Consider the following 12,591-nt stretch of genomic DNA (forward strand, 5'->3'; position numbering starts at 1 on the left):
ATGTCTCTTTGCTAAGTTGGAGTGGACCGGAAGGTCCGGTTGGGCACCAGCTTGCCCATGCCGTAGCGTTGCGCATGGGCCAGCGCGCCCTGGGTATAGTCCTGTGCCAGTGCGACGGCGGTCGGCGTGTCCGCGCCGCACGCCAGATAGGCGGCGATGGCGGCCGACAGCGTGCCGCCCGCGCCGAGGAAGGGGCCGGGCAAGTGCTGCCAGGCGTCGTGCCGCACGATGCCGTCGGCGCCGTACAGCGTGTTGGCGCGCACCGCGTCGCCATGGCCGGCGCCGGCCGGAGTGCCGGTGACCAGCACGAATTCGCAGCCCAGTTCAATCAGGTAGCGCACATCGTCTTCCAGCGAGGGCTCGCCGTTGCCGTCCGGGCTGCCGTCCGCATTGCCATCCATCTCGCGCCAGGTCTCGGCCAGGCGGCCCAGTTCCACCTGCGACAGCATCAGCACCGACGCCTGCGGCACCAGCAGCTGGCGCACGATGGTGAGCAATTCGTCGGCGTCCTCGCCCGCATCGGGCAGGCGCGAACTGAACGGATCCAGCACCAGCGGCGCGTCCGGATAGTCCGATACGATTTCGGCAATGGCCGAGGCGTGCTCCATGTTCTGCAGCGCGCCGATCTTGAAGGCCGACACTTGCGCGTCCTCGAGCAGCACGCGGGCCTGGTCGGAGACCCAGTCCGGATCGGTCTCCTGCAAGTCCTCGATGCGGGCGCTGTCGCCGATCAGCAACGCGGTGGTCACGGCCAGGCCCTGGCAGGCCAGGGCGGAAAACACGGCCAGGTCGGCGGTCACGCCGGCGGCGCCTACCGGATCGACGGCGCCGAATGTCAGGATAAGGGGAGAAGTTTGGTTTTGCACGGCTGGTAGATTAAGATACCTGATTCGGCATTTTACTTGATAGAAGGTGACACAACGTGAGTAGCAATGATACAACGCAGGCATACCAAACCTGGATGTGCCTGATCTGCGGCTGGATCTACGACGAGGAAGCCGGCCTGCCGGAAGAAGGTATCGCACCGGGCACGCGCTGGGCCGATGTGCCGATCAACTGGACCTGCCCGGAATGCGGCGCCCGCAAGGACGATTTTGAAATGGTGGCGATTTAAGCTATCGTGTCGGTACATCCCGGTGAATGAATATGACGACTACGCCGCAAGCGACAGGTTTGAAGATCATGGTGATCGACGATAGCAGCACCATTCGCCGGTCGGCCGAGATATTCCTCAGCCAGGCCGGCTACCAGGTGGTGCTGGCCGAAGACGGCTTCGAGGCCCTGGCCAAGATCAACGACCACCACCCGGCTCTCATCTTCTGCGACATCCTGATGCCGCGCCTGGATGGCTACCAGACCTGCGCCCTGATCAAGAAGAGCGCCAAATTCCATGCCACGCCGGTCCTGATGCTGTCCTCCAAGGATGGCCTGTTCGACCGCGCGCGCGGCACCATGGTCGGCTCGGCCGCCTACCTGACCAAACCATTTACCAAAGACAGCCTGCTGGCGGCCGTGCGCGAGCATACCGCAGGCGCGGCGGGGGTCTGAAGAACAGCGAGGGCATTATGGCCATACAAAGAATACTGATCGTCGACGATTCGCCGACCGAGCGCTACTACCTGACCGACATCCTGGTCAAGAACGGCTTTTCCGTTTCCACCGCCGAAAACGGCGAAGAGGCGCTGGTGAAAATCAAGGCCGACAAGCCCCAGCTCATCTTGATGGACGTGGTGATGCCCGGCGCGAACGGCTTCCAGGTCACGCGCTCCATCGCGCGCGATCCTGACCTGCAGGACGTGCCGGTGATTATCTGTTCCAGCAAAAACCAGGAAACCGACCGCATCTGGGGCTTGCGCCAGGGCGCCAAGGATTACCTGGTCAAGCCGGTTGACGCGGCCGAACTGCTGGCCAAGATCGCCGCCCTTGGCGGCTAAGCGATGAGCAGCGCCGAGACTGGACTGCCCACCCCCTCCGGCGCCGAGCGCCGCAGCCGGCTGCGCCGTTACCAGGCGCAGCTGCTCGAGCGCATGCATGACGCGCAAAGCGGCGGCAGCGCCGCCGGGCGCGAGCTGGGCGTGCAGTTCGGCGCCAGCCGCTGCCTGCTGGACCTGACCCAGATCGGCGAGATCGTGCCGTGGCAGCCGGTCAGCCCGGTGCCGCTGGCGCAGGACTGGTACCTGGGCCTGGCCAATGTGCGCGGCCAGCTCACCGGCATCATCGATTTCGCGCGTTATCTCGATTACGCTGCCACCCCTCCCGCGGCGGACAGCCGCATCATCACATTCGCGCCCGGCCTGGGCTTCAACTGCGCGCTGCTCAGCGCGCGGGTGCTGGGCCTGCGCAAGCTCGACGACATGACGCCGGCGCCGCTGGCGGACGACGTTCCATCCTGGTGCGTGCAGCAGTTCCTGGACCAGGAAGGACAGCTGTGGTCGCGGCTGGACCTGGCCCTGCTGGTGCAGGAAGAAAGGTTCCTGCACGTCGGTCTGTAATACTTTTGCAAATGAGGGACGGTGTAATGGGATTCATCAAGAATTTGTTCGCACGCTCCAAGCAGGACGCGCTCCAGGAAGCGGCCCCTGATTCGGAATTCGCCAGCTATGGCGCCGGAAGCGGGGCCGCTGCGGCGCCGTCTGCTGCTGCATCGCTTGCCGCCTCGGCTGCGGCCGCAGCGCCGCCGGCCCACGTAGACGTCCCGGCAGCATCGTCCGACGCCGACAGCGGCGAGGCCAGCGCACCGCTGCGCCTGCGCGACGCGCTGCGCCGCCGTGGCAGCGGCAGCGCGGCGGACACCGCCCCCGGTATCAAGCTGCCGCTGATCGGCCACCTGCCCGCACAGCGCCAGCTCAACATCCTGTCGACCGCGCTGGCCGCCTGCATCCTGCTCAGCGTGGGCGCGGTCGGCCTCAACATCCGCAACAGCAGCATCACCTCGGCCCAGACCCAGATCGCCGCCGATGCGCTGATGCACTCGCAGCGCGTCGGCAAGGCCGCGCCCAACGCGGTGCAGGGCAATCCGGAAGCGTTCCGCCAGCTGGAGGACAGCCGCAAGGAACTGAACCAGGACTTCAAGCTGATGCAGGCCGGCGGCGCCTACCAGGGCCGCAACGTGGGCTCGCCGAACGCCGCCATGGCCAGCGCCGTGGCGGCCGCGCGCAAGGTGTGGGACACCTCCGAGCGCTCGGCCGACACCATCCTGCGCCTGAAACCGGAGCTGACCGGACTGGAGAAAACCCTCAAGCAGCTGGACCGCCTGTCGCCGGACCTGCTGGAGCAGACCGAAGCGATTGCCGCGCTCAAGCTGCTGCGCGGCGGCACGGCGCGCGAGATGGCCGCCCTCGGCAAGCTCACCATGCTGACCCAGCGCATGAACCGCAGCGTCAGCGAATTCATCACCGCCGGCGGCATCAGCGCGGAAACCGCCTTCCAGCTGGGGCGCGACATCACCGTGTTCCGCAACACGGTGGACGGCTTCCTCAACGGCAGCGAGGCGCTGGCCCTGCCGGCCACCCGCGACGCCGAGCTGCGCACCTTGTTTACCGAACTGAAAACCCCGTTCGAAACCTACCAGCAGCTGGTCGGCTCGGTGCTCGACAAGCTCGATAAATTCACCGCCGCCAAGGTGGCCGAACAGCAGATCTTCAGCGAAAACGAAGCATTGCGCGAACGCCTGGGCGCCGTACTGACGGAATACCGCGCGCAGCAGGATTCGCTCACGCTGAGCTTCTGGCTGATGGTGGCCGCCGGCCTGCTCACGCTGCTGGCCGCCGCCGCCATCGGCCGCGTGCTGCTGCAGGACTCCAACAACCGCACCCGCGGCGCCGACCGCCGCCGCCAGGAAGCGGAAGCCATGCGCCTGCAGGCGCAGCGCAAGGAGGAGGAAGCCAAGGCCATGAACGACCAGAACCAGGCCGCGATTCTGCGCCTGATGAACGAACTGCAGGAAGTGGCCGACGGCGACCTGACGGTGCAGGCCACCGTGTCCGAGGACATCACCGGCGCCATCGCCGACTCGGTCAACTACACGGTGGAAGAGCTGCGCGGCCTGGTCGGCCGCGTCACCACCACCGCCGAGCAGGTCACCTCCGCCTCCAGCCATGCGCAGAATATCTCCAGCGACCTGCTGCTGGCGTCGCAGCAGCAGTCGCGCGAAATCCAGGACGCCAGCGCCACCGTGGTGAAGATGGCCAACGAGATCACCGAGGTGTCGAAATCGGCCTCCGAATCGGCCGACGTGGCGCGCCAGTCGGTGGCGGCGGCGCGCCAGGGTTCGACGGCGGTGGAAAACGCCATCAAGGGCATGCACGAGATCCGCGAGCAGATCCAGGAAACCTCCAAGCGCATCAAGCGCCTGGGCGAATCGTCGCAGGAGATCGGCGAGATCACCGAACTGATTTCGGACATTACCGAGCAGACCAACGTGCTGGCGCTGAACGCCGCCATCCAGGCCGCGTCGGCCGGCGAGGCTGGACGCGGCTTCTCGGTGGTGGCCGAGGAGGTGCAGCGCCTGGCCGAACGCTCCGGCGATGCGGCCAAGCAGATCGGCGCGCTGGTGCGCACCATTCAGACCGACACCCACGACGCGGTGGCGGCAATGGAAAAGTCCACCCAGGGCGTGGTCGAGGGCGCGCGCCTGTCCGACGCGGCCGGCGCGGCGCTGTCGGACATCTCGCAGGTGTCCAACCGCCTGGCCGAGCTAATCCAGGGCATTTCCTACGCCACCGGCATGCAGGCGACATCGGCCAGCGGAGTAGCGCAGAATATCCAGCATATCCTGTCCGTCACCGAGCAGGCGCAGGACGGCACCCAGCAAACCGCGCAGTCGATTCACAAGCTGTCCATGCTGGCGCAGGAACTGAAAAACTCGGTTTCGCGCTTCCGCATCTCGGCATCCTGATTATTTTGAAAGCCCCAGCATGACCAAACCTGATTTTCCGACCGCAGCGCAATTCGACACCGGCCCCCTGTCGTGGGTGATGGTGGAAATCCGCGAGGCGCTGGTCCGCTCCAGGACCGCCTTGTTCGAGGCGGGCGGGCGGGCGCCGGAAGACCAGGCCACCTCGCTGCAGCACGCGCGCAGCCATTTGCACCAGGCGCACGGCGCGCTGCAGATGGTGGACGTGGACGGCGTGGAAGTCATGACGCAGGCCGCCGAGGAGGCGCTGGAGCGCTTCAAGTCCGGCGCGCTGAAATGCAGCCCGGACAACGCGCAGACCGTGGCCAATCTGTACCAGGCACTCACCGAATACCTGGAGGAGCTGCTGGCCGGTGCGCCGTTCCAGCCGGTGCGGCTGTTCCCTTACTACCGCGCCCTGCAGGAAATGCTGGGCGCCGAACGCATCCACCCGGCCGACCTGTTCTTCCCGGACCTGTCGCTGCAGGCGCGCATGCCCGCCCCGGCCTCGGCTGGCGCCGGCGCCGCCGATTATCCGGCCTGCCGCCAGCGTTTCGAGCGCGCCTTGCTGCCCTACCTGAAAAGCACGGACGCTGCGGCCCAGCAAACCCATGCGGCAGCGCTGCGCGACGCGGTGGCGCAAGTGGCGGACGCGCAGCAGGACCCCAAGGCGCGCACCTTCTGGCTGGTGCTGCAAGGCTTCGCCGAGCTGGTGGCGGCCGGCCACCTGGAAGGGGGACTGTATGTAAAGCAGCTGTTCGGCCTGATCAATTTGCAGATGCGCCGTCTCACGCAGGGCACCCCGGCGCTGCCGGACGCCATGCTGCGCGAAGCGCTGTTCTTCATCGCCACCGTGCTGGCCGGCCCGCATGCGGACGACGTGTCGCCGCTGGTGCTGCACCTGGGCAGCGTATTCGGCCTGGACGGCGCGGTGCCGAAGGATTACGAAGCGCGCCGCTACGGCCAGATCGACGCGGAGGTGCTGGCCCGTGCGCGGCAGGCCATGGCCGAGGCCAAGGCGGCCTGGCAGCACCTGTCGGAAGCGGTGATCGATCCGGCGCTGGACGAGGCCTTCGGCCAGGCGCTGGCGGTGGTGGCCGTCACCAGTGACAAACTGGGCATGGCGGCGCTGGCCACGCTGATGCGGCAACTGGCCGAAGTGGCCAATGCCGCCATCACGGCCGGGCGCAGCGAAGCGCTCGCGATGGAAATGACCACCGCGCTGCTGTTCGCCGAGCACGGCCTGGAACACATCCGCCACCTGCCGGACGACTTCTCGGTGCACGCCGACACCATCGCCGAGCGCCTGAAGGCGCTGCTGGCCGGCGGCGAGGCGCCCGATCCCGCGCAGTGGCAGGGCGGCCTGGCGCAGCAGATGCAGCAGGACGACACCGTGGCGGCGCTGGCGCTGGAAATGAAGACCGGCCTGCGCCAGGTCGAAAAAGTGCTGGACGAGTATTACAGCGATCCGTCGCTGCGCGCGCCGCTGCAAGGCCTGGACAGCGTGCTGCACCAGCTGCAAGGGGCGCTGGCCATCCTGGACCAGGACGACGCCATGCGCGCCGCGCTGCATGTGAAAGGCGAGGTGGCCAAACTGGCTTCCGGCCAGGGCGACGCGGCCCTGGAGTCCAGGCAACTGGACGACATTGCGCAGAACGTTGGTGCGCTGGGCTTCTTCGTCGACATGCTGGCGCAGAACGCGGCCGCCGCGCGCGAGCGCTTTGCGTTTGACGAAGGGGAGGGCGCCTTCCGCGCCGTGCCGTTCAAGAAACTGGCCGCCGCCGGTCCGGTGCCGGTGCCCGTGCTCGAAGAAAAGGTTTCGCCCACTACTTCGCCGACGCCCGCGCCGGCGCCCGAACCGGCGCCTGAAGCGAGCGACGCGGCGGTCGAAGCGGAGCTGCTGGAGATCTTCATCACCGAAGCGCAGGAAGTGCTGGAGTTCGTACGCGGCACGCTGGCCAGGCCGCGCGCGGAAGCCGGCAGCGCCGAAAATCTCGCCATGCTGCGGCGCTCCTTCCACACGCTCAAGGGCAGCGGACGCATGGTGGGGCTGAACCAGTTCGCCGAAGCTGCCGCCAGCATCGAGCGCACCATGAACGTTTGGCTGGCCGAAGAGCGTCCTGCAACGGAAGCCCTGTTCGGATTGCTCGAATACGCCGCGCAGGACATGTCTGCCTGGGTAGCCGAGCTGATTGCGCAAGGCGTCTCCAGCCGCAGCGCCGACGCGCTCGGCGCCGCTGCCGCCCGCGTCCAGGAAGGCGCCCCGTTCGAGCCGCCCGCTGCGATCGATGCCCCTATCGCCACGCCGCCGGGCGCCGCCGCTGATATCGCCGCCACCCCGCCACTGGACAGCGCCGCCGATACCTCCGCCGGGTTGCCTCAAGCAGCCGAAGATTCCCCGCCCGCCACCGATGACGCCGTCGTTGCAGACGCTTCCGCAGCAACGCCGCCAGCGCCCGCCGAGCCGGAAGAGGCCGTGCCGGCCGCAGACGCTGCGTCCGCCACCGACGTCATCCCCGAAGACACGCTGGCAGCCGGCGCGCCGCCCGTTCCATCCCGCGAGCCTGTGCCATCGAACGGCAACGTGATCGAATTCCCGACCACCGCCGTGCCGCTGGTCCCGCCCGAGGAAGACAACGTCAAGCACATCGGCGCGCTGACCATCCCGCTGCCGCTTTACAACATCTACCTCGCCGAAACCGACGAGCTGGTGCGCCTGCTGGCGCGCGACTTTGGCGAGTGGCGCCATGAGGCGCGCCGTCCGGTCAATCCCGAAGCGCTGCAAGCCGCGCATACGTTGACCGGCACCTCCGGCACGGTGGGCTTCAAATCACTGCGCGATTTGGCCCACGCGCTGGAGCAGACGCTGGAAGGCCTGCAAGCCCCTGCGCCGCACCTCGACCATGCCCAGCACGACTTGCTGGACTTCGCCGTCGAACGCATCCGCCAGATGCTGCAGAGCTTTGCGCTCGGCGAGGTCGCGCCCGAGCAGCCGGAGTTGATCAGCGCCCTGCACAAGCTGCGCGACGAACTGTCCGTCCCGGCCGGCGCCAGTCCCGACCTGGACGAGCGCCTCGACACGCTGTTTGCCGCCGCCGGCGAAGGCATGCCCGCCGAAGCCGACGCCGCATTCGCCGCCGCTGGCGCGGGCGACGCGGCAGCCGCCGGCCTGGAGGACCCGGCCGCCAAACTGGACGCGCTGTTCGCCGCCGCCTATGAAAGCTTGATCGCCAGCCCACCGCCGGCCTCCGATTTCGCCAGCCGCGCTCCGGCCGGAAGCGGCTCGGCGCCGAAACCATCCGCCCCCGCCGCACGCGACGACTTCGACGACCTGTTCGACTCCGCCTTTGACGACGCCTTCGCCGCTCCGTTGTCGCAAATCGCCGCCCCCACCGAAGCCGAATCCCTGGCCGACGCCGAAGCTCCCGCCTCCGTCGAGCCGCTGCCGGCAGCAATCGCCGACGCGGCGGCCCCCGCCGCCGGCGCTGTCGCCGAAGTGGGCGCCGAAGCCGAACGGGTCGCCGACGCTACCGAAGCGGAAGCTGCCGAAGTGGAAGCTGCCGCCGCCGGGCCGGACACCGCCGTTCCCGAACCTGAAGTCGAGCCGGACGTCGTCGTTATCCCGCTGCCGGAAGCGCCCGCCGAATTGTCGGGCGCCGCACCCGCGGGCTTCCATGACGAACTGGACGCCGACCTGCTGCCGGTGTTCCTGGAAGAGGGCGCCGACTTGCTGCCGCAAATCGGCCAGTCGCTGCGTACCTGGCAGCGCAACCCGGCCGACTTCAGCCACGCCCACATGCTGCAGCGTGTGCTGCACACCGTGAAGGGCAGCGCCCGCATGGCCGGCGCCATGCGCCTCGGCCAGCACGCGCACGAGATCGAGACCCATATCGAAAACATGGTGCACGCCAACAGCGCGTCGCCCCAGGCGTTCGAGGAACTGCTGGCCCACTACGACCACGCGCTGGTGCTGTTCGAACAGCTCCAGCACCCGGCCGCGCTGGCCGGCGCCGCTGCCGGCCACCCCGTGCCCGATGCAGCCTCAGGCCGTGCCGCAGCCGAAGCCGCTGCATCGCTTCATGCGGACAGCGTGCCAATGCCCGACGCCGCCGCAGCCGAAGCCGGCGCCCCACCGCGCGCAGCAGAACCCACCCCGCGCGCCGCGCCCGCCGACGAAGGCGACCCCGCCGCCCGCTCACCGCTGGTGCGCGTGCGCGCCGACATCCTGGATCGCCTGGTGAACCAGGCCGGCGAGGTCTCCATCACCCGCTCGCGCCTGGAAAACGAAGTTGGCACGCTGCGCACTTCGCTGGCCGACTTCTCGGACAACCTCACCCGCCTGCGCCGCCAGCTGCGCGAGATCGAGATGCAGGCCGAATCGCAGATCGCTTCCCGCATGGCCATTTCCAGCGACCGCGAATTCGACCCGCTTGAGTTCGACCGCTTCACGCGCCTGCAGGAACTGACCCGCATGATGGCCGAAAGCGTCAACGACGTGGCCTCTTTCCACGAAAGCCTTACCCGCAGCGTGGACAGCGCCAGCGGCGACCTGGCCCAGCAAGCGCGCATGACGCGCGACCTGCAGCGCGACCTGATGCGCGTGCGCATGGTGCCTTTCGCCAGCATCTCCGAACGCCTGTTCCGCGTGGCGCGCCTGAGCGCCAAGGAAATGGACAAGCGCGTCAACCTCGACATCCGGGGCGGCGCGGTTGAAATCGACCGCAGCGTGCTGGAACGCATGGCCGCCCCGTTCGAGCACCTGCTGCGCAACGCCATCGTGCACGGTGTGGAAAGCCGCGCCCAGCGCAGCGCGGCCGGCAAGGATGAAACCGGCGAGCTGCTGGTACAGGTCAGCCAGCAAGGCAACGAAGTGGTGCTGGAGTTCAGCGACGACGGCGCCGGCCTGGACCTGGAGCGCATCCGCGACAAGGCGCGCCGCATCGGCCTGCTGCAAGAGGGCGAACATCTGAGCGATGCCGACACGGCCGGCCTGATCTTCGAGCCAGGCTTCTCCACGGCGGACGCGCTGACCGAACTGGCCGGCCGCGGCGTGGGCATGGACATCGTGCGCTCCGAAGCGCAGGCCCTCGGGGGCCGCGTGGACACCGCCACCGAAAGCGGCAAAGGCGTGCGCTTCACCATCCACCTGCCGCTCACGCTGGCCGTCACGCAGGTGGTGCTGCTGTCCGCCGGCGGCCGCACTTACGCGCTGCCGTCGACGCTGGTCGAACAGGTGCTGCAGATGAAGGAAAGCGCGTTGCATGACGCGCGCGGCAAAGGCCACGTGACACTGCAAGGGCAGCAATCGGCGCTGCACTACCTGCCGGCGATGCTTGGCCTGGCCAAACCGCAGCCGCCGGCGCAGCGCTCGGCGCCGGTGCTGATGCTACGCAGCGGTAACGACCGCGTGGCGCTGCAAGTGGATGAAGTGGTGGGCAACCGCGAAGTGGTGGTCAAGAACATCGGCCAGCAGCTGGCGCGCATGCCCGGTATTTCCGGCGCCACCGTACTGGGTTCCGGCGAGATTGTTCTGATTTTGAATCCGGTGGCGCTGGCGCAGCACCTGGCCGCGCGGCCGGACCTGGTGGGACGGCAGGACGGCGCTGCCGCCGCTGCCGGCGACGCTGTTCCGGCCTGCGCCCCGGCGGCCCCGGGTGCGCTGGGCAGCACCATCATGGTGGTGGACGATTCGCTCACCGTGCGCCGCGTGTCGCAGCGCCTGCTGGAACGCGAAGGCTACCGCGTGCTGCTGGCCAAGGACGGCCAGGACGCGCTGGAGCAGATGCAGGAAGGGCGCCCGGACCTGATGCTGGTCGATATCGAAATGCCGCGCATGGACGGCTTCGACCTGACCCGCAACGTGCGCGGCGACGAGCGCACCAAGGACATCCCCATCATCATGATCACCTCGCGCAGCGCGGACAAGCACCGCAACTACGCTATGCAGCTGGGGGTGAACGCCTACTTTGGCAAGCCGTTCCAGGAGCCGGTGCTGCTGGGCGCGATCGAGGGACTGCTGGCGGACCAGCGGCGCGTAATCGCACCCGCGTAGCAGTACGCTAACCCGGCCTATGGAGTACGGGCCGTAACCCGCCGAAGCGCGTCATCCGGCTTTAACCACCGCGTAGCGCTCCAGGGTGCGTTTGCGCGCCTCGTCGTGCATCACCAGCGGCTCGGGATAGTTGTCCCCGAGGCGTACGCCCTTGTCGGCCAGCAGCATGCGCGGCGCCAGCCACGGCGCGTGGATTTCCTTGCCGTCCAATTGCGCCAGCTGCGGCAGATAGCGCTTGATGAACTTGCCCTCGCTGTCGAACTTCTGCGACTGCGTGACCGGGTTGAAAATGCGGAAGTAGGGCTGCGCATCGCATCCCGACGAGGACGCCCACTGCCAGCCGCCGTTGTTGGCCGACAAATCGAAGTCGTTCAGGTGCTGCGCAAAATACGCCTCGCCGCGGCGCCAGTCTATGCCCAGGTCCTTGATCAGGAAGCAGGCCGTCACCATGCGCAGCCGGTTGTGCATGTAGCCGGTGCGGTTCAACTGCAGCATGGCCGCGTCCACCAGCGGATAGCCGGTGCGGCCGTCGCACCAGGCCGCGAACAGCACGTCCGCCTCCGGCCCGGTTTCCCATTCGATGGCGTCGTACGCCGGCTTGAACGACGCTCCCGCCACATGCGGATGGTGGTACAGGATCATCATGTAGAACTCGCGCCAGATCAGCTCCGACAGCCATACCGCGCCGCCTTCTCCCGCCAGGCCGCGCGCCGACAGCTCGGACACCGTGCGCACCAGGTGCCGGATCGACACCGTGCCGAAGCGCAGGTGCAGCGACAGATACGACGGCCCCTTCACGGCCGGGTAATCGCGCGCCGTGCCGTAATCGGCCACCCGCGTCAGGAAGTCCCCGAACAGCTGCGCGCCGCCGCTCATGCCGGCCGGGATCTTCAGCTCGGCCAGGTTGGTGGGTTCGAAGCCCAGCTGCGCCAGCGTGGGCAGGGCGGACGTGGCGTCCGGCCCGCAAGGGGGCGCCGGCGCGAAATGGGTCGCCAGCGGCTCCACCGGCAGCGCCGCCAGACACTCCGGCTCGGCCAGCATCTTTTTCAGCCAGGCGTTCTTGTACGGCGTGAACACCGAAAACGGCGTGCCCGACTGCGACAGCACTTCGCTTTTCTCGAACACCACCTGGTCCTTGAAGGTGAAAAAGGGCCGCGCATCGGCCGCCAGTGCCTTGGCCACGGCATCGTCGCGGGCAATGGCTGCCGGTTCATAGTCGTGGCTGGCGAACACCGCGTCCACCGCCAGCGCGGCCGCCAGGCGCGGTATTTCCTGCTCTGCCACCGCGTGCCGCACGATCAGATGCCCGCCCAGCTGTTGCAATTCCGCCGCCAGTTCCGCCACGCAGGCGTGGATGAATTCCACCCGCCGGTCCGCGCGCGGCAGGCTGTCCAGGATGGTCTTGTCAAAAATGAAAGCGCAATGCACGCGTTCGCTGCGTTGCAAGGCGTGGTGCAGGGCAGCATGGTCGAAAGCGCGCAGGTCGCGCCGGAACCACACCAGCGAAGTAGTCAGTGTCATGGGATTGCCAAACTCGTGTGCCGGGTCAAGACCGGGGCCGATTTCCGGCCTAATATAAGGGTGCGGCAGCACCGGAAGTGGCCGCAACGGCGTTTCATAGTAAACTATCGCCTGAACCATTATA

8 protein-coding genes are annotated in these 12,591 nt (G+C 67.8%); 6 read left to right on the top strand and 2 right to left on the bottom strand.

The genetic code is table 11. The features are described from left to right. Positions 1 to 11: 11 nt before the first annotated feature. Entirely contained in the window at positions 12 to 866 is an 855-nt protein-coding gene (locus tag ASD15_RS02610; protein WP_057153169.1) for a hydroxymethylpyrimidine/phosphomethylpyrimidine kinase, read from the bottom strand. Positions 867 to 961: 95 nt separating this feature from the next. Here ASD15_RS02610 and ASD15_RS02615 point away from each other — a divergent pair, with 95 nt between their 5' ends. The 6 genes from ASD15_RS02615 to ASD15_RS02640 are packed head-to-tail and all read left to right on the top strand — an operon-like array spanning position 962 to position 10,946. Further along, positions 962 to 1,114, top strand: a complete 153-nt coding sequence (locus ASD15_RS02615; protein ID WP_057153170.1) for a rubredoxin — start codon at positions 962 to 964, stop codon at positions 1,112 to 1,114. A gap of 32 nt (positions 1,115 to 1,146) precedes the next feature. Beyond that, positions 1,147 to 1,548: a PleD family two-component system response regulator gene (locus ASD15_RS02620; RefSeq protein ID WP_057153667.1), complete on the top strand. Its 402-nt coding sequence runs from the start codon at positions 1,147 to 1,149 to the stop codon at positions 1,546 to 1,548. A gap of 17 nt (positions 1,549 to 1,565) precedes the next feature. Further along, the gene (locus ASD15_RS02625) at positions 1,566 to 1,934 is read left to right on the top strand and encodes a response regulator transcription factor (RefSeq protein WP_056393017.1); all 369 of its coding nucleotides are present in this window, start codon (positions 1,566 to 1,568) and stop codon (positions 1,932 to 1,934) included. Positions 1,935 to 1,937: 3 nt separating this feature from the next. Further along, positions 1,938 to 2,492, top strand: coding sequence for a chemotaxis protein CheW (locus ASD15_RS02630; RefSeq protein WP_057153171.1), 555 nt, complete (start codon positions 1,938 to 1,940; stop codon positions 2,490 to 2,492). A 26-nt stretch (positions 2,493 to 2,518) separates the two neighbouring features. Further along, entirely contained in the window at positions 2,519 to 4,897 is a 2,379-nt protein-coding gene (locus ASD15_RS02635; protein ID WP_057153172.1) for a methyl-accepting chemotaxis protein, read from the top strand. Between the two features lie 19 nt (positions 4,898 to 4,916). Further along, positions 4,917 to 10,946 carry an Hpt domain-containing protein gene (locus ASD15_RS02640; RefSeq protein ID WP_057153173.1) on the top strand — a complete coding sequence of 2,010 codons (6,030 nt, stop codon included), beginning with the start codon at positions 4,917 to 4,919 and terminating at the stop codon, positions 10,944 to 10,946. Positions 10,947 to 10,997: 51 nt separating this feature from the next. On the opposite strand, the gene ASD15_RS02645 is transcribed toward ASD15_RS02640, so the two are convergent. Further along, positions 10,998 to 12,467 (bottom strand): deoxyribodipyrimidine photo-lyase, encoded by a 1,470-nt coding sequence (locus ASD15_RS02645; protein WP_057153174.1) that lies wholly within the window; start codon positions 12,465 to 12,467, stop codon positions 10,998 to 11,000. Positions 12,468 to 12,591 lie beyond the last annotated feature (124 nt).

The sequence above is a fragment of the Massilia sp. Root351 genome, from assembly GCF_001425045.1.
Lineage (GTDB): Bacteria > Pseudomonadota > Gammaproteobacteria > Burkholderiales > Burkholderiaceae_D > Rugamonas.

Excerpts from the sequence above, each read along its gene's own strand:
- ASD15_RS02615 (WP_057153170.1), top strand. The coding sequence starts at position 962 with ATGTGCCTGATCTGCGGCTGGATCTACGACGAGGAAGCCGGCCTGCCG.
- ASD15_RS02620 (WP_057153667.1), top strand. The coding sequence starts at position 1,147 with ATGACGACTACGCCGCAAGCGACAGGTTTGAAGATCATGGTGATCGAC.
- ASD15_RS02625 (WP_056393017.1), top strand. The coding sequence starts at position 1,566 with ATGGCCATACAAAGAATACTGATCGTCGACGATTCGCCGACCGAGCGC.
- ASD15_RS02630 (WP_057153171.1), top strand. The coding sequence starts at position 1,938 with ATGAGCAGCGCCGAGACTGGACTGCCCACCCCCTCCGGCGCCGAGCGC.
- ASD15_RS02635 (WP_057153172.1), top strand. The coding sequence starts at position 2,519 with ATGGGATTCATCAAGAATTTGTTCGCACGCTCCAAGCAGGACGCGCTC.
- ASD15_RS02640 (WP_057153173.1), top strand. The coding sequence starts at position 4,917 with ATGACCAAACCTGATTTTCCGACCGCAGCGCAATTCGACACCGGCCCC.
- ASD15_RS02645 (WP_057153174.1), bottom strand. The coding sequence starts at position 12,467 with ATGACACTGACTACTTCGCTGGTGTGGTTCCGGCGCGACCTGCGCGCT.